Here is a 23368-nt window from a genome sequence, read left to right on the forward strand (position 1 = left end):
ACTACCGTCCCGTGAACTCCGGTTCTCGCTTGCCCTTGAAGGCGGAGACGCCCTCAAGGTAATCGTCGGTCTTCGCTGTAGCCGCCATCTGTTCGGTCTCGGCGGCCAACTGGTCGGGCAACTGTCGGGCGTACGTTTCGTCGAATAGTCGCGCGATGCGACCGAGCGCCTTCGTCGGCCCGTCGGCTAGCTGATCGGCGATTTCGGTGAGGCGCTCGTCGAAGTCGTCTGCGCTCGCGACCTCGGTGATGAGGCCGAGATCCACCGCCTCGGTCGGCTGAATCTGTTCGTTGAGCAGGGCGATCCGCTTTGCTTCCTGCAGTCCGACGATTCGTGGGAGGTAAAACGTCGAGGAGCCGTCGCCGGTCAGCCCGACACCGGGGTATCCGTACTGGAGGTACGCGTCTTCGTGTATGACGGAGATATCCCCCAACAGCGCGAGGCTAAACCCGGCTCCGACGGCGGGCCCGTTGATGCCTGTCACGAGCGGCGTTTCTCCCTGTTTCAGTTGGACGACGACGTCGTGGAGGGCAGACGCACCGCGGCGAAGAGTTGCCGCAGCGGCGTTCTGATCCTCGTCAAATGACGTGATGTTACCGCCGGCGGAGAACACGCCGTCGGATCCCTGCAGGACGATACATCGCACGTCGTCGTCCTCGTTACAATCGGTTGCAAGGTGCAGAAGTTCTGTTACCAGCGTGTCATTAAGCGAGTTCATCGAACTCTCGCTCTCGAGGGTAAGCCAAACAGTTCCGTCGTCGCGACGCACGTCAAAGTTGGTAAAGTCGTCCATGATCCGTATGATCAGTTGTGCGTGAAAGACAAATCAATTACGCTCAAACTGATCGACAAATGATCACAGACGATCGTCATGTCCGTTCTGCTATCGTCCGTTAAACTTCGGCTCGTAGTCATCTTCTGCGAACGCCCGAGCGCCTTCTTCGTGATCCTCGGTCGAAAGCAATGGTTCGAACTGTCGCCGGTCGTAGTCGATGCCCTCCTCAAGCCCTGTCTGTGTGGCGATGGCGGCCGACCGTTTAATCGCCTGTATTGCAAGCGGTGGCTTCGACGCGAGCGTTTCGGCGAACTCGACGACGGCGTCATTAAACTCCGAGCCGTAGACATCGCGAACGATGTCCAGTTCGTGTGCGCGCTCGGCACTGACGTGCTCGCCCGTCATCGCAATCTCTTTCGCAGCCGCAGGGGAGACCCGTTTGCTGAGCATCTGAACACCGCCCGCTCCGGGGATCAGTCCAAGATCAACTTCTGGGAGTCCGAACCGTGCATCTTCGTGGGCCAGCCGGAAATCGCACGACATGGCCGTCTCGAGACCGCCGCCGAGACAGTAACCCCGGATCTTGGCGATAACCGGAACCGGAAAGTCGCGGATGAACTCGTAGTGAGTTCGCTCCGACCGGTCTCCCGGGGCAGCATCGCTGAACTCATTGATGTCCGCACCGGCACAGAAGTTCCCTCCAACGCCCTCGATCACGACGGTGCGGAGTGCGATTCCGTCGGTGTCGTTGTTTTCCGACTCCAGTTCCTCGAGACCGGCAATGATGTCCGACCGAAGCTGACCGTTGAGGGCGTTCAGTGCGTCGGGACGGGTCAACGTCATGTATCCGATTCCAGTTTCGCTATCGAACTCTACGCTGGTGGCTTCGAACTCGGTTGGCATGCGTACACATCACTGTCAGTGTTCATCATATAATTACTCCTCTGGCGGAGCGACTCAGTCGGCCGAAGGGACCATTTCGATAGGCCGAACAGGCCGACTGTCACAGGGGCATTCGAAAAGCAAAAATGTCCACGATGGCCAGAGAGCTTCGCTCTCTCAAACCACCTGACTCCGAGGCAGGTCACGCAATTCCATTCGAACGGTACACTTTTTAATACCGTTCGAGATGACACGTGTATGGTCGTCGAACTCACCGACATTGAGACCGTTGCAGTCATTGGTAGCGGACAGATGGGACGTGGCATCGCCGCCGTCGCCGCATTGGCGGGCTACGAGACGTACGTTAACGATATTGACGAGTCACAACTCGCGGAGGCGGAAGAGAAGATCGAATGGTCCTATGAGAAGTCCGTCAAAAATGGAACCACAACCGAAGCGGAGGCAGACGAGGCGATCGATCGATTGACGTTCACCACCGATCTCGAAGAAGCGGTCAGTGGTGCAGAGTTTGTCACCGAGGCGGCAGTCGAACAGCAGTCAGTCAAGGAAGACATTTTCGAGGATCTCGACGAAGTGGCCCCCGAGGATGCCATCCTCGCGACGAACACGTCCGGCCTCAACATCACTCGACTTGCGGAGGTCACCGATCGGCCGTCACAGATCGTCGGTACTCACTGGTTTAACCCACCGATGCTGATGGAGCTGGTTGAGGTTATCATGACCGAACACACGCCCGCCGCCGTCGGGGACACCGCCGAGGCCCTCATCGAATCGTTCGATAAGACACCGATCCGGTGCAAGATTGACATCCCCTCATTTATCGTCAACCGACTCATGCGTCCCTACGGCGAGGGGCCGGCATGGATGATCTACCGAGGCGAACACACCATGGAGGAGATCGACTCCGCGATGAAGTACACGGAAGGGTTCCCAATGGGACCATTCGAGCTCGCCGACTTCACGGGTGGCATCCAGCTTCGCGTCGAGGGCGAGCAGGACCATCTTGAGGACGATCGGCCGATGTCCTACGATACGGAGGTCTGTCCGATCCTCCGCCAGCTCTACGAGAAGGGACGGTACGGCCGAAAGTCCGACGCTGGCTACTACGACTACGACGAGCGCGACGAACCCCGAATCGCCGTCGACATCGGGCAGGGCTTCGACACGCTACTGGTGTGGGCACCGATCGTCAACGAGGCCGCCAAGATGGTCCAGAACGATGTCGCCAGCGTTGAGGATATCGACACTGGTGCCCGGCTCGGTGGTAACTGGCCTGTCGGACCGCTCGAAAAGGCAGACGAAGTCGGTGCCGACGTCATCGTCAAGAAGCTGACCGAGGTGGCCAGCCGCCACGAGAACACGAACAAGCTCGCCGAAACGCTGCCGTGTGACCTGCTCGTCGAGAAGGCAAAGACTGGCGAAACGTTCTACTGATCGCCGACGCGGCCGTCCTCCGGAACCACCGGTGCCCAACGTGTTTCATTCTCGTGTCCTATGTGGCGTTCGAGAGTGTCGAATGCGACGATAGCGCTCGAGGCTGTCGAATCTTGAATGAACCGTTTCGGAGCCTATGACTTCGGGTCGTAAGTGACATTCTCAGTCAACTCGGTGCGTGATGCCCGGATGGGGCTATATGGGTAGCACTGAGCGTCGTTTTTGGGATCTGTCGCGGGTGATTGATCCCTATGAATTTAGTATATTGAAGTCAGTGTATGAACTGGGAAGTCTATGAACCCACCAGCCGAAGGAGACACAAGAACGTTCGAACGAGCGTTTACAATCGATGAGGTACAGGAATTCGCCGAACTAGCGGGGGACACCCAGCCCCGGCACATGGAGCAAAACGACGATGGCGAAGTGATGGTACCCGGTCTACTGACTGCGACGATGCCCACGAAGTTTGGGGGCGACAACGATGTCCTGGGGCGACGAATGGAGTTCGATTTCATTCGGCCGGTCTATACCGGTGAACCTATCACCTGTACGTCAACCTATGACACCGTCACCGAACAGGACGACCGATACGAGTTCACGACTGAGATCGTGTTCGAGAACGAAGACGGCGAAGTCGTGCTCGAGTCGGCGACCGAGGGGATTATTTTCAAGCAGTCCGACTGACGGTATTTCCCTTTCCGATTATCGCTTAACACCCATCGGCTTGACTTACCGGTGTAGAGAACACCCGTTGTGGGTGACGCAAGGGAACGAAACCGCGACGGTGCCCGCCGCTGCGTATGGGAAAGAGACCGATTCCAACGGAGCGCCGGTCAAAGAGTGACGGCTGTCGTAGCAATTCCGGGAACTCAGGAACAATGCATCTGTGAGGAAACGAGATCGGCATTCAGTCGGTTGATCGACGATTACGGAGTCGCCGCGTTCACGCTTCTAGCGCGATTCGTCGCCGCCCCGTTCTGGACTGGCCCATCTCGGTCGCGCTTCCTTCACACTCAATCGGACCTGCCACGCGGTCGCGTTTAGGTGCGTGAAAGAGGTACTCACTGTCGCTCAGGAGAGGTTGATGTCCTCTCGCTCTCGGAGGTCACGGCGGCGGACCTTCCCGGTCGTCGTCTTCGGCAACGAGGCGACAAACTCGATTTCACGCGGATACTGGTACTTCGCTAGATTCGATTTAACGTGCTCTTGTAAGTCCGCTTTGATCGAGTCTGAGGCAGTGAAATCATCGGTCAACGCGACGAAAGCCTTTGGGACTTTTCCGCGTGTGTTGTGGGGGATACCGATCACACCTGACGCCGCAACCGCGTTGTGGTCAGCGAGACACTCCTCGATTTCGGCCGGCCCCATCTTGTAACCGGAACTGATGATAACGTCGTCTCTTCGACTCCGAAATGAGAGGTAGCCACCCTCGGATACCATACCGAGATCCTCGGTTCGTAACCACCCATCCTGTACTTTCTCGGCGGTTGCCTCGGGACGGTTCCAGTACTCTTGAAAACACATTGGATTCCCCGTGTACTCGAGCGCGATTTCGCCGACCTTTCCCTGCTCAAGTGGCGCTCCGGTCTCGGGATCTTGGATCCGAACTCGGTGTCCCGGGACGACCCTTCCCATCTTCCCGAATTGATGGTCGATTCCAAGTGCCATACAGTCCGAAACGAACTGTAACGCCTCAGTTTGACCGTAGACCTCGTGGACCACGGCGTGATCGAATATGTCCGTGAGTCGCGTGGCCGTATCTCGATCGAGAGATTCACCGCCTTGGACGATAACCCGGACACTAGAAAGGTCGAACTTATCTACAATATCGGATTGGATCATCATTCGCAGCGCCGTTGCAGGACCGCCAGTGAGCGTTATATCGTGCTGTTCGATCAGTTCGAATTCTCGCTCTGGATCGAACTGGCCATCTGCGTCGATAACCGTGGGCGTCCCGTAGTACAGTGACGGGAACAGGCTGAGATAAAGCGATCCCATCCACGACCACTCAACGACCGTACGGTTAACGTCATCCGCCCGCACGTCGAGATTATAGTGTCCGAGTAGGACCGCTGGAAGTGCGCCCAATAAACTGCGGTGAGGATGGAGGACACCCTTTGGCTCGCCCGTCGTTCCACTCGTGTATATCATCATCGCTGGATCATCGGACATCGTCGAGACGGTCTTAAACGTTGTTGGCTGGTCCTCCAGTGCGTCCCAGAACCCGGTCTCTGTTTCGTCAGCCGATTCGTCGCCGACGACGAGGGTCGTCTCAAGTGCATCGAGTCCAGGCATGACTGTTTGGAGTGAATTGAGACTGTCATTGTCGACGACAAACGCCGTCGCCTGACAGTCCTCGAGTCGAAATCGTAGTGCGTCTGGACCGAGAAGGACACTCAAGGGAACAGAGACTGCTCCAAGTTTCCATGCTGCGAGATGCGTGGTGAGGATTTCAACTCGCTGTGCGCCGCTGACCGCGATACGATCACCGCGTTCGACTCCGCGTTCGGCTAACCCATTCGCAAGCCGATTTGCGTACTTGTTTAGTTGATCGAAGCTATAGCTGATCGCCTCCTCGTCGTTGGTCGAGGCTTCGATGAGTGCAGTCCGGTCTGCCCCAGTGGCCCATCGTTCGCAGAGATACGTCGCCATATTGAACGCTTGGGGAATCTCCCACTCGAAAGATTCGTACAGTTCGTCGTAATTGTCCCACTCTTCGCGGTAAAATCGATACGCATCCAACTGCGGTTCAATATCGCTGTCATCGATCATTCGTGCATCTCACATGTATCGTTAGAGTGTTAAACGTTCTCATCACCCAGGGTTTGAGGTCGGAGTTGAGTAAAACAGGCCGAAAGCCCCACACTCTACTCCTCAGAACTGATCGAAAAATAGCTATCCGTGGCCCAATTCCAGAGTAATTACCCAGTTAACCACCGACCAGGAACCGAAAGGCGATATTCGACCACATCAGTATCCGACTGTTCAATGACGATTGGAGAGGAGAAACTTCCAGATTATCTGCCGAAACTCATCTCACCCTTCTGAGGTAACAGCAATTCCAGGGGATCGGTACGGAGACGCATCTCGGTCGCAAGTGATTGAAAACTACTGCTATAATACTGTTAATGACTGATCTAGAGATGACTGTTCTGAGAATCGATCAGCAACTACGGGGCTAGGACAGTCATTGTTTCTTCAATCTCATCCGTGGTAGCACCACGCGGGAAGGAGACGTACACGGCGTCGACACTGTCCAGTTCTTCGAACTGTTCGAGTTGCTCACGGGCTTCTTCAGGGGTACCGGCAGCGCCCATCTGGCCTCGAAGTTCCGATTGAACGAGATCTATCGCGTGCTCGCGCTCGTCTCGATTCCAGGCGTCGTAAATCTCATTAGCAAGTTCATCATATCCCTGTCGCACGAGGTTGTCCCGGTAGAACGTCCCCATACCACCGATATAGAAGGCAATATGTTGCGCAACGAGGTCGTTCGCACGCTCTTTGTCCTCGAGAGCACAGCAACAAACCGACATAGTGACACGGAGATCGTCTGGGTCACGGTCGCCGAGCTTGGCCCCCCGCTCGAGATCCTCGAGTCGGTCCGACATTCCGTCTCGGGTGTAGTTGACTGCGTGCCAGCCATCAGCGAAGCGCCCGGCTAGTTCGACTGCTTTCGGACCGAGCGCTGCGGCGTCAACTGGTGGTGCTTGATCGGGTGCATCACAACGCAATCGGAACCCGTCGAGTTCGAAGTACTTACCGTCGTACTCGACGGGGTCACCGGTCAAAACTTGTTTAACGATATCAATTGTTTCTCGCGTTCTACGAAGCGGATTCTCGAAGTCCATCCCGTGCCAATTTTCGATGACGATCGGCCCGCTCGGGCCGACACCGAGTCGGAATCGACCGTCAGACGCCTCCTGTAACGTCGCTGCGGTTTGGCCTAACAATGCGGGAGAGCGTGAGTACACGTTAACGATACTTGTCCCAAGGCCGATTTCGTCAGTTCGTTCCGCGGCCGTAGTAATTGTTGTAACAGCGTCTCGGCCCCAAGATTCCGGAAACCAGGCTCGATCATAGCCCAACTCTTCGGCGGTAACAGCCTGGTCGACCAGTGCATCAAGTGACGGTTGTGCTCCAACCGGCAAAAATACATCTCGCTCTGTCATACGACCGTGTAATTGTAGACGAGTCTAATAAAACTATACCAGCGCTTCCTCCTAACGGTATAAATGCACTTTCCTCGAGCAGTACTCGTATAGTATAGTCCCATTTTCCAGCGCCTAGTGTTCTGAGTTCTTCGGGAGTCAGCTCGAGGAGACGATCTCTCGTTCGAGCAACTACATTCGTGAATCACTGAAGTAGCCACTGAAAGTTACTGCACATCCAATCGCACGACTCCTGTGCGAGCGGTATGTTACTCGTATCAGTTATTACTATAGTTGACGATGAGCTGCGTTACCTCCTTAGGCCGTGACATCAGATTACGGTAAATACGTCAACTTTGATTCTCTCCCAGCCGACTCGATACGACCTTCGAGGATACGCGTTGTTCTTCTCTGGACGTAGACGCGTTGCGATGCCATCTCTGGGTTTCTTGTTCGCCACAACACAGCCGGTGACTGCTTAGCGACGAACAGATCACTCGACCGATGGACGATGAAGCAATCGCCTAAGAACTCCGCTTGGGAACGAATAATCGTGAAGACAGCGTTCGAGTTTTCGCCGAGGGTCGGTCATTGCAGTTCGAGGGCACGTTGACGAGCCTATTCGAGTTCGACCTTTCGTACTTTCCCGCTCGCCGTTCGGGGCAACTCCTCGCGGAACTCGACCTTTCGCGGGTGTTTATACGCCGCAAGATTATCGAGTGCGAATTGCTTAATGTCGTCAGCGTCGATATCGTCGTCGATACTCGAAACGGGGGCCGGGACGACGAATGCCTTCGGAATTTCGTTTCGGCGTTCGTCCGGAACGCCTACGACAGCGACATCAGCCACGGCGTCGTGTTCTCGCAACAGATCCTCGACTTCGCTGGGATACACGTTGTAACCTGCGGTGATAATGACATCCTTTTCGCGGCCGATAATTTCGTAGTAGTTGTCTTCGTCACACCGAGCGATATCACCTGTCCGGAAATAACCGCTGTCGTCGAACGCCGCGTCCGTTTCCGCCGGCAGATTGTGGTACCCCTTCATCACGATCGGGCCCCGAATCAGTAGTTCCCCTTCTTCACCCGTCGGAACCTCGTTGCCGTCCTCGTCGACGATTTTACAGTCGATCATCCGGTACGGTTGGCCGACGGTTCCGAGGCGGGGACCAAAGGTAGAGCCATTACCGGCATGCGTGGCGCCGCTCGTCTCCGTTAGACCGTACCCTTCGTACATCTCGACCCCTGCTACTGACTCGAACGTCTCCTGAACGGTGACGGACATCTTCGCGCCACCTTCTCCGACCGACTCGAGACTCGAGAGATCATGCTCACCAAATGACTCGTCGTTAACCATGTCGACAAACATCGTAGTAACACCGCTGAATGAACTGATCTCGTGTTCCTCGATCGCTGCCATCGCGTCGGCTGGGTCCCACTCGGCAGGATCACGGAGATACACGCAACCGCCCTTGATCAGCGGTTGCCACATACAGTGGTAGACACCGGTCGTATGATACAACGGCAAACACACCAGTACACGTTCCACGTCGGGATCGGTTACACCCCTATCGAATCCCGCGAACGCTTGCGTTCGCAAGTTTTTGTGGGTAGAGAGGACTCCCTTCGGTTTTCCGGTCGTCCCGCTCGTGTAGAGTTGTGTCGCAATGTCGTCGTCAGTTCGATCGACACATCGGGGCTCACCATCCACGTCTTCGAAGGAGATGTCGTCGGACTGAGCGTCTCCAACCGTGATAACGAGCGGATCGACACTGGCACCATCGATCGTGTTTGCCATGACATCGCGAAGCCGCTCATGTGTTACGACAACTTGTGCATTAGTATCAGTGAGTTGATGAGTGAGTTCCCGTGCCTGATACTGCGGGTTAGCGGGGGAAATTGACGTCCCGGCGTTTAGGCCGCCGAAGAAGGCAATCAGGAACTCGGGACAATTGGGGAGATACAGTAATACTCTATCGCCCGGTTCGATTCCACGCTCGGCCAACCCGCCGGCGAACCGTACGGACCGATCCCGGAATTCGGCGTGGGTTATCGTCCGATCGTCCATCTTGATCGCCGGTTTCTCGCCGCGTTCGGCGGCTGTGATGTCGTACAGCGAGGCGGCGTTGTCATTGCTGGCGTCCTGCAAATAAGCCCGATCCATGATACAATAGAGGCGTATCACGAGCCACTTGAAACTACCGCCGATCGCAGATTGCAGACCGGAAAAATCGCACCAAAATATGTTAGTTTAGCTGCTGATCCAATTTCCAAGGACACTAACGATGATCAGGATTGCCATGAGTGTTGTTGCAAGCGCGCTGACCTCCGGGCTAAGTCCCGTTTGAACTTGATTGTAGATGATAATTGGGACAGTCGTCGTACTGGGTGTGACGAGAAACTGCGTCGCCGTGAACTCGCCAAAGGAGATGACAAACGCGATCAGCATCCCGGCAATCATCGCTGGTGCGATAACGGGGATTGTCACGTTAAAGGTCGTCTCCAATGGGTTCGCACCCATGATCATCGATGCCTCCTCGAGTCGCTCATCGAACGTGAGTAACCGGGATCGGACGAGGAGGAACACGAACGGAAGCGCGAGGACCGAATGTGCCAGGATGATCTGTGGATATCCGCGCGGGATCAGGAGATAATCACTGAACCGGAGGAATCCAACGCCGTAAATCACCGGTGAGATCATCAACGGCAATAAAACGATCGTCGCTAGCGTCTCTTTCATCCGAATCTCGCTCCGAACGAAACCGAACGCCGTAATCGTCCCGATAACCCCTGCCACAATAGCAGTCGCAGACGCGGCGATCGTGCTGACGGTCAACGCGTTAATCAGCCGTCGGTTTTCGGACAACGAGACGTACCAATCGAATGTAAGGCCGTCAGTCGGAAGTGTGGGTGCTGGCTGGACGGTCAGCGATGTCGCCACGATGACTGCGAGCGGAATCAGCAGTATCGAGTAGACGAGTACCACAACGGGGTAGAAGAACAGTCGTGTGGTGAACCGAGTCATAGGCTACTGAGCACCTCTGAGATATTCACATAGTGGTTAAAGATCCCAATCAGGATCAGCAGAGCAACGCTGAAGATGACCGACAGTGCTGCTGTGAGTGGAACGCTATACATGAATGATTCTTCGATAACGTTTGCCATCATGAGATCCTGCGGACCCCCGAGGAGCGCCGGTGCAAGGAACGATCCGGAAGCGAGAATATACACGAACAGCGCGCTAGCGACAACACCAGACAGGCTCATCGGGAAAATCACCGTCCGGAATGTGCGCAGTGGAGTCGCTCCGAGTACCTGAGAAGCATGAATAAGTTCTTCATCAACCGACTGCAACGAATTGTAAATTGGCAGAATCGAAAACGGGAGCAATGCCGTCATGAGACCGATTATGACACCACTCGTCGAAAAGAGAATATCGAAGTCAGTCCCGAACACCTGTTGGATGGGACCGGTCGGGAGAAATACCAACGAAACGCCGAAATAGCGGATAATAATCGCGATCCACAGCGGCAAGAGAACGAATCCGAGTAGCAACGTCTGTCGCTCGGTCTTGAAGGCGAGGTAGTAGGCGGTACAGTAGCCGAGAATCAGACAGGCGGCCGTCGTTACAAAGGCGTATATCAACGTTCGGCCGAGTGTCTCCACGTATATCCCGCTCAGTGCCTGTCGATAGTTAGCGAACAACGCTCCATCACCGAAGTTGAGGCTCTCAAACAGTAACACGATGACCGGAAGGATGTAGAAAACTGTCAGCCATCCAAGCCCTATCGCTATCAGTAACTTAGATGTCGACCGGTTACGCAACACTGACGGTGTCTCGACGTCTGGAAGCTTGACATTCCCGGATCTCATAAGACGAGCACCTCGTTCGGGTCGAAATGGACCGACACGTCGTCGCCGACGGACAACGCTTTCGACGTCCCGCTAAATGCGGTAACCGTCGTGCCGTTATCGAGATCGACCTCGAGTTCGATCCGATGACCGAGATACTCAACGTACGAAACGGTGCCGCTGAACACGTTGGTATCCCCATCCGCTCGCGCCGTCTGACTCACGTCTACAGTTTCGGGTCGGACGTAAACGGACACGTTATCGGGATTGACGTCGCTAGACGGGACATCCGGACCAACGTGGATTTCCGTTGAGTCGGATTCAACGATCGGGTCGTCCGTGCCGACCAACTGTCCGTCAAATCTCGTGGACTGGCCCAGGAATTCGGCGACAAAATTAGTCGCCGGTCTCTCGTAGAGTTCGGTCGGGTGACCTTCTTGCTCTTTTGCCCCCTCGTTCATGACGATGACTCTGTCTGATATCGAAAGGGCTTCAGACTGATCGTGAGTGACGTGTAACGTTGTCACGTCGACCTCCTGTTGAATCGATCTGATCTCGTTCCGCATATCCTCTCGCAACACTCGATCGAGTCCCGTCAACGGCTCGTCCAGCAAGAGGATATCTGGTTCGTAAACCAATGCACGTGCGAACGAGATGCGACGCTGTTGGCCTCCACTGAGTTCGTCGGGTTTGTGATCGGCGTGGTCCACCATCTGAACCATCTCGAGGTACTTCTCGATCTGGGCATCGTGGTCACCGTCGAAGTCATGCATCTTCAACCCATATCTGAGGTTTTCTTCGACGGTCATGTGTGGAAACAACGCCGAGTGCTGGAAGACCAGACCGATATTCCGTTCGTATGGCGGCGTAGTTGTAACATCCTTACCGCGGAGGTGGACTGATCCCGAGGTCACGTCAACGAGACCCGCAATCGCGTGTAACGTCGTGCTCTTTCCACAGCCACTCGGTCCGAGTAACGTTGCTAATTCTCCCTCTTCAACCCGAAACGATACGTCATCGACTGCGAGCAAATCGTCATAATACTTCGTTAGGTTCTTGACTTCTAACATTTTTACTCTTGTTTGTTATTAGATCGGCGACGCTGTGGCGGTCGCTCCACATCAGTTGTTGAAGCACGGTGTGAGTCCAGACACTGTTCCGTCTCATGACTGCCATACTGCGTTCTGATTTTCCTGCCAGCCAAGTCCTTCGATGGGTGTTTTCGTGTAGCCCACTGACTCGATACGTTCAGTTTCATGGTGTCTCCTATTTCGCCTAACTCCGGCTCAGAAAAAGGCCGGTGTGGGGAATAGTGATGCTGTTTAGCAGTACCCATATTTCGGTATATCCACGCACCCTTATTAACTATTGTGTATTGTTATCTACACCATCTGAAACGGATGATCGTTACGCGAATACGTCTCCCGCGCTAGGGCTCAGGACAGTCGTCAACTGGACATGATTTCAGTAACCCGTTGTTGAATCGTATCCAATTCCGAGATGGTCGCGCCCCAGTCCATCCAAGTGAGGGAATCTGGCCCCTCGACGTATTCGTACAACGAGGTGAGTTCCTCCGGCGGGTCCGTCAATCCGAACGGATATTTATGCATAGTACTCAATTCAATGGCGTTTTCTCGTTCGTAGAGCCAATTGAAGAGGTCGTAGACGAGGTCTTTGTTGTCACTGTCTTCCATAATCGTCAAGTAGTTCGTGTGACCGACCGCGCCTTCCTCGGGGATGACGTACTCGACAGGTAATCCCTCCTCCTCGTTTAATATCTGTGTACGACCTCCCCATGCCCCACCGGCGTACATCTGTTCCTCTCGCAACCCCTGCATGAACTGGTCGCCGGCATCCCAGTAATTGTAGACGTTTTGATGTTGCTCCTCCATTTCGGCGAAGACTTCATCGAACATCTCGTCGTCGTTAATCGTCTCAGCCACGTCGTATCCGAGCGCAGCACAACAGCTTCCGAAGCGAGTCGGCGCAGAACTGTAGTACGAGACGTTCCCCTCTAATTCGTCGGCTTTGAGATCGTCCCACGATGTAATCTCGTCGACGTAGTCCCGATTGTAGGCGACTCCTTGAGACGACATGTAGTAGAACAACCCGTCGTCTCGACTTTCAAGTGGGGGCCCGTTTCGCCACTGTTCTTGAACATTTTCCTGGTAATTCGGGAGCTTTTCCATATCGAGCGACGCGGTCAACTCGTTATCGTACTGAATGTCTTCCATCGCCAACCCAAAATGCGCCAGATTCGTGAAGTCGAACGAGCCTGGATTATTCGAGATGATCTGAAGCATTTCGGTATTGCTGCTTGCTGACTGATCCTCAATGGTGACATCGTTCTCATCACCCCATTCCCGGAACTTCTCTCGTTCGGCCTCTTGGGTCGTCCCACCGAGGTCGATGAATCGAAGTGTATCTCCGCTACTCCCCATACAGCCCGCGACGGCGAGCCCTGAAACGACTGCGCCCGTCTGGAGCACCCGTCGTCGGGTGGTCGGACGGCCGTTCCGGTGGCCTTGATTCTTGTTATCCTTTGGCATCGTATTCGCTCTCTCTCAGGTACTACATTAAGTCTTTTGACTCAGTCCGAATCAAAATGTCAGCGTGAAATTCTATCGACACTGACTAGTACGGGAGCGCAGCCGGCTGAATCGGTGGTCGTTCATGTTCGAGTCGCCCGTCAGTTTAGCAGCGACGGCGCACCGTCGCGTTTGAGCCACTGGGCAATCGTGTTCTTCTGGATTTCGTCGGTTCCGCCGGCGAAGCGCCAGCCACGCTGGAGCCGGTACAGATACTCGAGTGGGTGGCCCTGCTGATAGCCATTTGCTCCACAGATCTGGAGTGCCTCGCTGATGACGGTTTCGGCGGTCTGCCCCGAAAAGAGGTTTGCGGCGCCAGTCTGTAACGGATCCGGAACCCGTCCCTGATCGACGGCGTCATCGGCTGCGCGGTACGTGAGTGCCCGCGACGCCTCGAGATGTGTCACCATCTCGGATAGCTTCCACTCGAGGCCCTGGAAATCGGCGATCGGCTGACCGAACTGCTCGCGATCTTGAGCGTATTCGAGCGCGTACTCAAGGGCGGCGAGCGCCCAAGTATTCGAGATTGACGCAACGGCGAGCCGCTCCCAGTTGAGGGCTTTCAGTTGCTCTTTGAATGCGTCTTCTCCGCGCGTGAGGACGTTTTCGCTCGGAATCACGATGTCCTCCATGTAATAGTGGGTTTGCTCGTGGCCGGCCATATTCGTGTAGTGATTACTCACCTCGACGCCGGGATCATCGAAGTCGACGATGACGGTGCCAAGTCCTTCCGGGAACCTAACCCACGTGACGCCTGCAGATGCTTCTTCAAACCGTGAGACCCAGGTTTTCTCGCCGTTGAGAACGAGCTCGCCGTCACGTTCCTCGACCGTGGTGTTCATCGAGTGGACATCCGAGCCGGCCTCCGGCTCGGAGATGCAGATGGCGATGAAGTCCTTTCCCTCCGTCAGCGGCGGCAGGTACTTCTCTTTCGCTTCGGAGGTCCCGAACATGTCAATCGCCCGTGGAGCAACCATGTGCAGGGAATTCAGGAACGACGCCGTGTCCGGACAGACGCGCCCGATCGCTTCATTGAGCAGCATCGCCTCGAATTCGGACATCCCTGCACCGCCGTACTCCTCGTCGAAGTTGATACCGAGGAACCCGTGTTCCGCCAGGGTTTCGAGGTTCTCCCAGGGAGTTTCGCCCTGCCACTCATATGCCATATCGGCGAACTCGTTTTCCGCGAGATCCGAAGCCGTCTCGAGCAGCATCTGCTGCTCATTGTTAAGCGACGCCATGGTTCCAGCTAATCGTTAGGGCAGTTAGTTCTTTCTATCGTCCAATAGTGCCGTTATTTGTCCGTTGTCAAAATAACGCGTCCCGTCCACACGGAGACGCAGCAGCCACTAGTCGTCCGAACCAGCGGCGTTATCGGTCGTCCCGTCCGGTTGCGTGCCAATTCCCTCGACCCAGCCCGGCGGTTTCGCTGCAGAGGGCTCCGCGTGCTCGTATTTTAGCACCATCGGTGTGCGTTTGAGCGAAAGGACAAGATCATCGTGCTGGTTGTATGCCCGAAGTTCGGTCTCGACGATGCCGACATGGTCGCGGGACTCGAGTTCCCGCTTGTTCAGGACCTCGCTCTCAGCGAAGATAGTATCGCCGTGGAAGACCGGGTTGTGGTGGCGGATGTCGTCGTAGCCGAGATTTGCGGTCGCGTTGACCGAGACGTCGATGACGCTCATCCCGACGGCCGTCGAGATGACGACTAGGCCGTTGACGAGGCGCTCGCCGAACTCCGTCTCCTCGGCGTAGGCCTCGTTGAAGTGCATCGGATTGAGGTTCATTGTCACGTTCGTCATCCAGACGTTGTCCGTCTCGGTAACGGTGCGACCGAAGGGATGCTTGTAGATATCACCAACCTCAAAATCCTCGTAGTAGCGGCCATGCCACCCTTCGACGAGTCGTTTGTCCGTTGTTTCCTCAGGTTCGGTGGAGTCGTCAGTATTGTTTGTCATTGATGTGGGTCGCTGAGTGGTCGCCAATCAGTACGAGCGGGGCATCCCCAGTACATTTTCACTGATGTAGTTGAGGACGAGCTGCTGGGTGATCGGGACGATTCGTGTGAGTCGGGCCTCACGGAAGTAGCGCTCGACGTCGTATTCGCGAGCGACGCCGAACCCACCGTGAGTCTGGACGGCGGCGTCAGCCGCGGCGAAGGCCGCTTCCGACGCCCGGTACTTCGCGGCGTTCGCCATCGCGCCGGTCTCCTTCTGGCTGGCGGACTCGATCGTCTCGGCGGCACCGTACAGAAGTTGCTTCGCCGCCAGAGTTTCAGTGTAGGCCTCCGCAAGTGGGTGCTGGATGCTCTGGTTCGAGCCGATCGCTTTGCCAAAGACTTCTCGCTCGTTTGCGTACTCGATACCGCGCTCGAGCGCGACCTCCGCAAGGCCGATGCACTCCGCTGCGATGGCCAGCCGCTCCTCGTTGAGTCCGTCCAATACCTGATAGAATCCACGACCCTCTTCGCCAATGAGCCGGTCTGCCGGCAGTCGAAGGTCCGAAAACCACATCTCGTAGGAGTGCACGAAGCCGCTGGCGGTTTTCGGAATCTTTTGAATCTCGAGCGAATCTTGATTGTACGCCTCCTCAATGTCGACGAGAAACATCGAGATTCCCTCCGTTCGTTTGTCGACATCCTCACGTGGCGTCGTTCGAGCCATCAGGACGAGGTAATCAGTCGCATCAACCCGGGAGATCCAGATTTTCTGTCCGTTGATGATGTAACCATCGCCGTCCCGTTCAGCGCTGGTTTCGATCGATGTCGAATCGGAACCTGCGTTCGGCTCTGTGAGCCCGAACGACTGGATGGCGACCTCCCCGCCAGCGACTTTCGGCAGCAGTTCCGATTTGAGCTCTTCGTCAGCGTACTTGACGAGGGGGGTACTGTTGTAGATACCGCCGTGAACTGCCTGAGCGGCGCTGAATCCGCCACCATTGGCGGCTATTTCCTCCATCATGACCGCGACTTCCGATGTGCTCATGCCGGCACCACCGTATTCCTCTGGAATTAGGATCCCCAGCCAGCCGTGGTCACTGAGCGTATTGACGAATTCTTGCGGATACTCCTCGGTTTCGTCTCGGTTTCGCCAATACGCCGCATCGAATTCTTGGCAAATTTCTCGGATGCTATCTCGGACGAGTATCTGTTCGTCGGATAGCGGTACGCTATCCCTCCATGAGTGAACCATACCGGACCACGGCCGAGCGGGGGCATAAATCATGCGGAAGCGTCAAAGGTAGAACGACGATAGAATGGAGTTCAGGACGTAGCGTTTGTACTGAGCGTCCGGCCGGCTGAGAAAAGCGGATTACATCTGTTCGAATAACCCGAACTCACTGGTCGATGCAAGAAAGACGACTTCCAGCACACGGGGCCGCCCATCTTGCTAATACTTTTAAAAGAAGGCGGCGGAATGCGACCCTAGATTGTTCGAACATCCGGAACATTTAATGTGAAGAGTAGAATAGTATGTTTCATGACCGAGAACCACGACCGAGGCTGGGTGAAAACGACCGAAACCGCGTTTCGGATCATCGAACTGCTTATGGACCAAGACGGGATGCGACTGTCCGAGCTCGCTCGAGAACTCGACCTCGCCAAGAGCACCGTCCACCGACACCTGTCGACCCTGACGATGCTCGAGTACGTAACAAAGGACGACGGCATATATCGGACCGGGCTACGGTTCCTTGAGATTGGTGAACAAACGCGAACGCGATCCGACGCGTACCAGTTGGCCGAGGAGAAAGTAACGGACCTCGCAGCCGAGACTGAGGAACGATCACAGTTCATTGTCGAGGAATACGGCAAGGGAGTCTACATTTTCAGAGAAACAGGCGAGCGCGCCGTCCACACGGACTCGGAGATCGGGAAACGGATCCCGATCCATGCGACTGCAGCGGGAAAATCCATCCTCGCCAGCCTTTCGGACGAGCGCATCGATGAGATCATTGAACAACGGGGATTACCGGCGTTGACTGAGCACACGACTACTGACGAGGAGGCACTCTGGACAGAGTTAGAGGAGATCCGCAATCAGGGCTACAGCATCAATGACCAAGAGAACACAAGCGGGCTGCGAGCGATCGGTGTGCCCGTTCGATACGAAAACGGTGAGCCGCTTGGCGCGTTGAGCGTCTCCGGACCGACGCATCGGTTCCAGGGAACGCTGTTCAACGAGACCCTACCGAATCTTCTCCTCGGCACCGCTAACGAACTCGAACTCAATATTCAGTACTCGTAGCGGTCCCGCGCTGAATTTGTACAGGCTGAGCGGTGAAGCCACCGTAGCTTCCGTCCTAGGAGCCGTGTCCGAGAAGGTTTACACCCATACCTTTGGAAAACACCCGGACCGCCTATGGTCTAGCGGTAATCACACTATTTACATTCATATGAATGTAAACCTCCTGGTCCATGTACGGCCTAGTAGTGACCGGAAATTCGAATAATCCGAACTAGAATCCAGCACTATTCCCTCCACAAGATTTCGTTCTCTAGGAATACCAGTTCCGGGAGAGATCGTGAGAGTGGGTAAGAAGCCGTTTGCGAGGTAGACAGGCAAATAGAAAGTGTAAAAAGCGATCACGAATCGACGTTCCGCAACGGGATGGAATCCCCCTGAAACGGGCGTGTTGCTACGCAACTTCAGTTTGTTCCGCAAACTCGAACAATAGAGCCCCTCCGATAGAATGGGCTAGACGACAACACTTAGGTAGGAGTGAGAAAATAAATAACCGATGTCAGGACAGCCGTCAGCCTATATTGCAGGGGCCTACGAACACCCAACCCGAGAAGCGCCGGACAAATCGACGATGCAATTACACGCAGAGGTCGCACGCGGCGCCATCGACGATGCCGGGCTTGAGAAGGACGACGTCGACGCGTACTTCACGGCCGGCGTCCCAGAGTACGAAAGCGGTTTGAGTCCGCTGATTATGGCCGACTACCTCGGCCTTGACCTGTCGCACGCGGATACGACGGACTTCGGCGGATCCTCATATATTAGTCACGTCGGTCATGCCGTGAGCGCGATTCGCGACGGCAAGTGCGACGTGGCGCTGATCACCCTCGCTGGTCGGCCACGGTCGCGCGGACAGGCGACCGGTTCCGGCACCCGCGACATTCGGTCAGTACAGGACAGCTTCGAGCGAATTTACGGAGCGACAAACATCAACATGTACGGCATGGCCGCCAAGCGCCACATGCATGAGTACGGGACGACATCGGCGCAGTTAGCTGAAATTCGCGCCGCCGCATCGCATCACGCCCAGTTCAACGAACACGCGATGTTCCAGGATCCGGTGACCGTTGAAGATGTTGTTTCGTCGCGCGTCGTTGCCGACCCGCTGCACTTGCTCGACTGTTGCATCATCTCCGACGGGGGTGGGGCGCTGCTTGTCGTGTCAGAAGACGTTCGATCACGGCTCGAGCGCGAGTGCGTCGAAGTGCTTGGTCACGGAGAATCAGTTGGTCACCACCGAGCGGGTCGGATTGATCTCACGCGAACCGCTGCGGAGCAATCCGGTACTCGGGCGTTCGACGAAGCGGGCCTCGAGCCAGTAGATGTCGATTACGCGTCGATCTACGATTCGTTCACGATCACCGTCCTCGAAGCCATTGAGGACCTCGGCTTCTGCGAGAAGGGTGAGGGTGGAAAGTTCGTCGAGAATGGAGCGCTCAAAGCGCCGAACGGGGACCTCCCGTTCAATACTGACGGGGGCGGGCTGTGCTCGAACCACCCCGCGAACCGGGGTGGGATGACCAAGGTAATCGAAGCGGTTCGCCAACTCCGCGGTGACGCGAACGATGAGGTGCAGGTTAACGCGGATATCGCGCTCGCGCACGGTACCGGCGGTAGTATCGGGACCCGCCATGGGGCCGCAACTATCGTTCTGGGAGGTGAAAGCTGATGACTTGGAATCCGCGACCGACACCAAACATCACCCCGGAGACGGAGCGATACTGGTCGGCTGCCGCTGATGGCAAGTTACTCGTACGTGAATGTGCGGAGTGCGGTCTCGTGTATCATTATCCCCGAACGCTCTGTCCGGACTGTTTCAGCGATGATGTCGAATGGCGAGAAGCGACCGGGGAAGGGACCGTCTATTCGTACTCCGCGACGCAGTCGATGGACGGTTGGCCCGATACAGATCTTCCGCTTATCCTCGCATACGTCGAACTTGATGACGGACCGCGGATGATGACGAACCTTGAGTGCGAACCAGAGGAAGTCGAGATCGGTATTCGAGTCGAAGTCCGGTTTAGAGCGATCAAAGACGTGGACGCTGCGGTTCCCGTTTTCGTCCCACTTTAGGAGAGTCGGAACGCGCATCCATTCCTCGGAGGTAAGGGTGCAGTCTCCGTTTATTGTCCGCGTCGTACTATTCGTCCGGCACCCCCGCCGTCAGTATCCGTCTTTCTAAACGGCGGTCTGGAACTCGAGGCACAGTAGTTCCAAACGGACGAGTCCGAGCACAACAGGAACGCTTACCGGGGCGCTCCCCACTGTCGTCCTAAATGCTGTTCCGCTTGATTTTACCGGATGCTGTACGGGGAAATTCGGTCACAAATTCGATCCGTCGCGGATACTCGTGCTTGGAGAGACGGGTTCGGACGTGCTGTTTGATATCGTCTGCTAACTCCTGTGAGGGTTCCTGTTCGTCGGCCAGTTGGACGTATCCCGCGATGATTTCACCGCGCTTCTCGTCCGGTATTCCGACGACGGCTGCCTCGGCGACAGCGTCATGTTTCATGAGGCTGTCTTCGACCTCCGTCGGACCGATCCGGTAGCCAGAACTGATGATCACATCGTCGGCACGCCCTTCGTACCAAAAGTAGCCATCGTCGTCAACCCGTGCAAGGTCACCGGACCGCATCCAATCCCCCTCGAACATCTCATTGGATTGTTCTGGCAAGTTCAAATAGCCGACCGTCGCTGACGGCTTGTCGGTGTTTCTGATCGCGAGTTCTCCGACTTCGCCCGTGTCGACCAACGTTTCCTCGTCCGGTTCGAGCACTTCTACGTCGAAGCCAGGCGTTGGTTTCCCCATACTCCCCGGTTTCACCTCCCAATCGTCGAACGGATAGTTGACGACAACCATTCCTCCCTCGGTGAATCCGTAGTGGTCGAGAATGTCCACGCCGAAGGCGTCACGTCCCCATTCGACCGTGTTCGAATCAAGCGATTCGCCTGCCGTCGCGATTACGCGAACGACGAACTCGCGCGATTCGAGGTCTAGATCGGCGTCGGCCGTCATCCGGAGCGCCGTCGGCGGCGCGAATAGGTTCGTGATCTCGTACTCCTCAAGGACATCGACGAACGCTTGTGGATCAAATTCGCCCCGGTACGTCGTCGTGCCGATTCCGAGGTGCAGTGGACGCGACGTGCACATGTTTAAGCCGTATGACCAGGCGGGCGGCGCACCCCCGAAGTAGTTGTCGTCATCACGGAAATCGACCGAATACGCCGAATATGGATGTTGGGCAGGCAGGAACTTGTGGGTCTTTCGAACACCTTTTGGATCGCCGGTGGTACCGCTTGAATACTGAATTATTGCGTCGTCGTCGACGGTCGTTTCGGCGGCTTCGTATCCCGTCTCGTATTTGCTGACATCGTCGAACGTTATTGTATCCTCACCCCCGCCGACGACGAGGACAGCCTCAAGACTCTCGATCGATTCATCAATCTTTTCTTGATGGGTAGGCGTCGTTACAACAACGCTCGCCCCCGCATCTTTCAGTCGATAGTTCACCGCTTCGGGACCAAACAGTTCGAACAGAGGCATGTATACGAACCCGCCGAGCCAAGTCCCGGTGATCGTTGCATACATTTCGCGTGTAGGTGACAGGAGACCGGCGACGATATCACCGTTCGAGAGGCCGATATACTCCAGATAGTTAGCAAATCTACTCGCATCGTCATGCAATTCGGCGTACGAGAGTTCCGTTACCTCGCCGGAATCGAAATCAACAATGCGGACCGCGAGCGTTTCCTTTTGCGCGTGCTTCCCGACAACCTCGTGCCCCGCGTTAAATTTCCCGTCCTCACTCCCATCAAATTCTCGCCACGCCCGCTCCCAGCTATACTCTCGGCATGTCTGGTCGTATGTGTCTGACATACCTGTGCTGTACGTTCACAGTTATATAGTGCTTTCCCATACGACGGTCTCTTCGGGCGCAATACCGCCGAAATTTTTATTTTCGGTGGACTGCGTCCGCTTTCCGATCGGTTATGCGGATGTCTCTCACTTCGAGAGGTGAAGTTATATGTGGCCGTACCGAGCCTATAATATCATGGCAACAGAATCCGCTAGTGAGAAGTGTTCGGACCTACCAGTGTTCGTTTCCTCTCTTTCCTTTGAGGATATCCCCGACGACGCCGTCCGTCTCGTCGAACGTGCGTTTCTCGATACGGTCGGTGTTACGCTCGCAGGCTCCGCTACTGACACCGCAGAACGAGTCACCGCAGCGGTCGGTTTCGGTAGCGGTGAGACGACTGTATTAGGAAGGGACAGGTCACTACCGCTCCACGATGCAATCTTCGTGAACGCGACGGCCGGCCACTGTCTAGACTTCGATGATGTCGCGTTGGCAGCGATGGACGGCCACCCGAGCGTCCCGATGGTCGCCCCACTGCTGGCCGTCGGAGAGCGACACTTGGTAAGCGGACGAGAACTCATTACCGCGTACGCCGCCGGGTTCGAGACACAGCGATACGTTTCGCGGCCAATTAGCCCAACGCATTATGAAGACGGGTGGCACGCAACATCGACCGTCGGGACCTTCGGGACCGCCGCAGCCGTCGCACGACTGCTCAACCTCACCGAGGAGGAAATCGCTCACGCATTGAACATCGCCGCCTCGATGCCGGCGGGTCTCAAACGCAACTTCGGCTCAATGACGAAACCGATTCACGTCGGCCAAGCTTCACGATCGGGAACGACCGCAGCGCTACTCGCCGCGGAGGGGACCACTGCCGACGATAATGCTCTCAGCGGTGATCGGGGTTTTCACGACCTCTACAGCAGTACTGATCCAGACTTCGATCGACTTCCCGACCTCGGCTCCGACTGGGCGCTGCTGGACGACGGCATCGATGTTAAGAAATATCCGTGCTGTTACTACACGCACGCCGCGATCTACGGCGCGGCAGAACTTGCGGCAGAGCGGAACGTCGATCCGATGGCAATTGAGACAGTACACGTGACGGCGTCGCGAGGTGCGGCTGACGCGCTCCACCACGCTGACCCGTCGACGGGGCTCGAGGCCAAGTTCTCCATGGAATACGTCGTCGCCTGTGCGCTCGTTCACGGCCATATCTCCTTAGCGGCGTTCGACGAAGAACGCATCGACGATCCCGGTGTACAACGCGTTCGAAAGCGCGTCTCGTTCGAGACGGATCCAACCGTCGACTACGATTCGAACGCCGCGCGGATCTCGGTCTCCATGTCGTCGGGTGCGGAATACGAACGCATTCAAGAACGTCCCCCGGGGACGCATGCCGACCCGCTCACCATTGACGAACTCCGGGACAAGTATTGCATGTGCGGCAACCGTGTATTGGACTCCCACGAGACCGAAATGAGCCTTGAGCTTCTCTCTGACCTACCTGCTGTTGAGACTCTGTCCGAGTTGCTAGTACACTTTTAATTGGTATCCGCCATTCC

The 23368-nt window shown here is 55.9% G+C and carries 19 protein-coding genes; 6 read left to right on the plus strand and 13 right to left on the minus strand.

All coding sequences use genetic code 11. The features are described from left to right. Window position 1: 1 nt before the first annotated feature. Both AC0QDI_RS23365 and AC0QDI_RS23370 read right to left on the minus strand, forming a co-directional pair. Window positions 2–793 (minus strand): enoyl-CoA hydratase/isomerase family protein, encoded by a 792-nt coding sequence (locus AC0QDI_RS23365; protein WP_474672317.1) that lies wholly within the window; start codon window positions 791–793, stop codon window positions 2–4. A 90-nt stretch (window positions 794–883) separates the two neighbouring features. Continuing rightward, complete coding sequence (locus tag AC0QDI_RS23370; RefSeq protein ID WP_474672319.1) at window positions 884–1678, minus strand: enoyl-CoA hydratase/isomerase family protein; 795 nt, start codon at window positions 1676–1678, stop codon at window positions 884–886. Window positions 1679–1915: 237 nt separating this feature from the next. Here AC0QDI_RS23370 and AC0QDI_RS23375 point away from each other — a divergent pair, with 237 nt between their 5' ends. Together AC0QDI_RS23375 and AC0QDI_RS23380 are read left to right on the plus strand one after the other, a co-directional pair. Next, on the plus strand, window positions 1916–3112 hold the full coding sequence (locus AC0QDI_RS23375) for a 3-hydroxyacyl-CoA dehydrogenase (protein WP_474672320.1): 1197 nt from the start codon (window positions 1916–1918) through the stop codon (window positions 3110–3112). 294 nt (window positions 3113–3406) lie between these two features. Next, the gene (locus AC0QDI_RS23380) at window positions 3407–3796 is read left to right on the plus strand and encodes a hotdog family protein (RefSeq protein WP_474672322.1); all 390 of its coding nucleotides are present in this window, start codon (window positions 3407–3409) and stop codon (window positions 3794–3796) included. 387 nt (window positions 3797–4183) lie between these two features. On the opposite strand, the gene AC0QDI_RS23385 is transcribed toward AC0QDI_RS23380, so the two are convergent. From AC0QDI_RS23385 to AC0QDI_RS23430, 10 genes are all read right to left on the minus strand, one after another. Beyond that, entirely contained in the window at window positions 4184–5884 is a 1701-nt protein-coding gene (locus tag AC0QDI_RS23385) for an acetate--CoA ligase (protein ID WP_474672323.1), read from the minus strand. Window positions 5885–6282: 398 nt separating this feature from the next. Continuing rightward, window positions 6283–7281 carry a TIGR04024 family LLM class F420-dependent oxidoreductase gene (locus AC0QDI_RS23390; protein WP_474672325.1) on the minus strand — a complete coding sequence of 333 codons (999 nt, stop codon included), beginning with the start codon at window positions 7279–7281 and terminating at the stop codon, window positions 6283–6285. Between the two features lie 597 nt (window positions 7282–7878). Then, window positions 7879–9423, minus strand: coding sequence for a class I adenylate-forming enzyme family protein (locus AC0QDI_RS23395; protein WP_474672327.1), 1545 nt, complete (start codon window positions 9421–9423; stop codon window positions 7879–7881). A gap of 87 nt (window positions 9424–9510) precedes the next feature. Beyond that, window positions 9511–10284: an ABC transporter permease gene (locus AC0QDI_RS23400; protein WP_474672329.1), complete on the minus strand. Its 774-nt coding sequence runs from the start codon at window positions 10282–10284 to the stop codon at window positions 9511–9513. Beyond that, the gene (locus tag AC0QDI_RS23405; RefSeq protein WP_474672330.1) at window positions 10281–11132 is read right to left on the minus strand and encodes an ABC transporter permease; all 852 of its coding nucleotides are present in this window, start codon (window positions 11130–11132) and stop codon (window positions 10281–10283) included. The genes AC0QDI_RS23400 and AC0QDI_RS23405 overlap by 4 nt, the downstream gene beginning before the upstream one ends. After that, entirely contained in the window at window positions 11129–12181 is a 1053-nt protein-coding gene (locus AC0QDI_RS23410; RefSeq protein ID WP_474672332.1) for an ABC transporter ATP-binding protein, read from the minus strand. Before AC0QDI_RS23410 ends, AC0QDI_RS23405 begins: the two co-directional genes overlap by 4 nt. A gap of 378 nt (window positions 12182–12559) precedes the next feature. Continuing rightward, the gene (locus AC0QDI_RS23415; protein ID WP_474672334.1) at window positions 12560–13660 is read right to left on the minus strand and encodes an ABC transporter substrate-binding protein; all 1101 of its coding nucleotides are present in this window, start codon (window positions 13658–13660) and stop codon (window positions 12560–12562) included. Window positions 13661–13800: 140 nt separating this feature from the next. Further along, window positions 13801–14940 carry an acyl-CoA dehydrogenase family protein gene (locus AC0QDI_RS23420; protein WP_474672335.1) on the minus strand — a complete coding sequence of 380 codons (1140 nt, stop codon included), beginning with the start codon at window positions 14938–14940 and terminating at the stop codon, window positions 13801–13803. Window positions 14941–15048: 108 nt separating this feature from the next. Next, window positions 15049–15657: a MaoC family dehydratase gene (locus AC0QDI_RS23425; protein WP_474672337.1), complete on the minus strand. Its 609-nt coding sequence runs from the start codon at window positions 15655–15657 to the stop codon at window positions 15049–15051. Window positions 15658–15684: 27 nt separating this feature from the next. Beyond that, window positions 15685–16890 carry an acyl-CoA dehydrogenase family protein gene (locus AC0QDI_RS23430; RefSeq protein ID WP_474672339.1) on the minus strand — a complete coding sequence of 402 codons (1206 nt, stop codon included), beginning with the start codon at window positions 16888–16890 and terminating at the stop codon, window positions 15685–15687. Window positions 16891–17178: 288 nt separating this feature from the next. Between AC0QDI_RS23430 and AC0QDI_RS23435 the strand changes: the two genes are divergently transcribed. From AC0QDI_RS23435 to AC0QDI_RS23445, 3 genes are all read left to right on the plus strand, one after another. Beyond that, window positions 17179–17946, plus strand: coding sequence for an IclR family transcriptional regulator (locus AC0QDI_RS23435; protein ID WP_474672341.1), 768 nt, complete (start codon window positions 17179–17181; stop codon window positions 17944–17946). Window positions 17947–18439: 493 nt separating this feature from the next. Further along, a complete protein-coding gene (locus AC0QDI_RS23440) occupies window positions 18440–19612 on the plus strand; it encodes a thiolase domain-containing protein (RefSeq protein ID WP_474672343.1) in 1173 nt (390 codons plus the stop codon). Next, window positions 19612–20016 carry a Zn-ribbon domain-containing OB-fold protein gene (locus AC0QDI_RS23445; protein WP_474672345.1) on the plus strand — a complete coding sequence of 135 codons (405 nt, stop codon included), beginning with the start codon at window positions 19612–19614 and terminating at the stop codon, window positions 20014–20016. Before AC0QDI_RS23440 ends, AC0QDI_RS23445 begins: the two co-directional genes overlap by 1 nt. 199 nt (window positions 20017–20215) lie before the next feature. Here the strand turns inward: AC0QDI_RS23445 and AC0QDI_RS23450 are convergent, their stop codons facing one another. Beyond that, window positions 20216–21820, minus strand: a complete 1605-nt coding sequence (locus tag AC0QDI_RS23450; RefSeq protein WP_474672347.1) for an acetate--CoA ligase — start codon at window positions 21818–21820, stop codon at window positions 20216–20218. A 175-nt stretch (window positions 21821–21995) separates the two neighbouring features. Between AC0QDI_RS23450 and AC0QDI_RS23455 the strand changes: the two genes are divergently transcribed. Continuing rightward, the gene (locus tag AC0QDI_RS23455; RefSeq protein ID WP_474672349.1) at window positions 21996–23351 is read left to right on the plus strand and encodes an MmgE/PrpD family protein; all 1356 of its coding nucleotides are present in this window, start codon (window positions 21996–21998) and stop codon (window positions 23349–23351) included. Window positions 23352–23368: the final 17 nt, after the last annotated feature.

The organism is Natrinema sp. LJW11 (assembly GCF_056135975.1).

Coding starts and splice junctions, on each gene's coding strand:
- AC0QDI_RS23365 (WP_474672317.1), bottom strand. CDS start 793: ATGGACGACTTTACCAACTTTGACGTGCGTCGCGACGACGGAACTGTT.
- AC0QDI_RS23370 (WP_474672319.1), bottom strand. CDS start 1,678: ATGCCAACCGAGTTCGAAGCCACCAGCGTAGAGTTCGATAGCGAAACT.
- AC0QDI_RS23375 (WP_474672320.1), top strand. CDS start 1,916: ATGGTCGTCGAACTCACCGACATTGAGACCGTTGCAGTCATTGGTAGC.
- AC0QDI_RS23380 (WP_474672322.1), top strand. CDS start 3,407: ATGAACCCACCAGCCGAAGGAGACACAAGAACGTTCGAACGAGCGTTT.
- AC0QDI_RS23385 (WP_474672323.1), bottom strand. CDS start 5,884: ATGATCGATGACAGCGATATTGAACCGCAGTTGGATGCGTATCGATTT.
- AC0QDI_RS23390 (WP_474672325.1), bottom strand. CDS start 7,281: ATGACAGAGCGAGATGTATTTTTGCCGGTTGGAGCACAACCGTCACTT.
- AC0QDI_RS23395 (WP_474672327.1), bottom strand. CDS start 9,423: ATGGATCGGGCTTATTTGCAGGACGCCAGCAATGACAACGCCGCCTCG.
- AC0QDI_RS23400 (WP_474672329.1), bottom strand. CDS start 10,284: ATGACTCGGTTCACCACACGACTGTTCTTCTACCCCGTTGTGGTACTC.
- AC0QDI_RS23405 (WP_474672330.1), bottom strand. CDS start 11,132: ATGAGATCCGGGAATGTCAAGCTTCCAGACGTCGAGACACCGTCAGTG.
- AC0QDI_RS23410 (WP_474672332.1), bottom strand. CDS start 12,181: ATGTTAGAAGTCAAGAACCTAACGAAGTATTATGACGATTTGCTCGCA.
- AC0QDI_RS23415 (WP_474672334.1), bottom strand. CDS start 13,660: ATGCCAAAGGATAACAAGAATCAAGGCCACCGGAACGGCCGTCCGACC.
- AC0QDI_RS23420 (WP_474672335.1), bottom strand. CDS start 14,940: ATGGCGTCGCTTAACAATGAGCAGCAGATGCTGCTCGAGACGGCTTCG.
- AC0QDI_RS23425 (WP_474672337.1), bottom strand. CDS start 15,657: ATGACAAACAATACTGACGACTCCACCGAACCTGAGGAAACAACGGAC.
- AC0QDI_RS23430 (WP_474672339.1), bottom strand. CDS start 16,890: ATGGTTCACTCATGGAGGGATAGCGTACCGCTATCCGACGAACAGATA.
- AC0QDI_RS23435 (WP_474672341.1), top strand. CDS start 17,179: ATGACCGAGAACCACGACCGAGGCTGGGTGAAAACGACCGAAACCGCG.
- AC0QDI_RS23440 (WP_474672343.1), top strand. CDS start 18,440: ATGTCAGGACAGCCGTCAGCCTATATTGCAGGGGCCTACGAACACCCA.
- AC0QDI_RS23445 (WP_474672345.1), top strand. CDS start 19,612: ATGACTTGGAATCCGCGACCGACACCAAACATCACCCCGGAGACGGAG.
- AC0QDI_RS23450 (WP_474672347.1), bottom strand. CDS start 21,820: ATGTCAGACACATACGACCAGACATGCCGAGAGTATAGCTGGGAGCGG.
- AC0QDI_RS23455 (WP_474672349.1), top strand. CDS start 21,996: ATGGCAACAGAATCCGCTAGTGAGAAGTGTTCGGACCTACCAGTGTTC.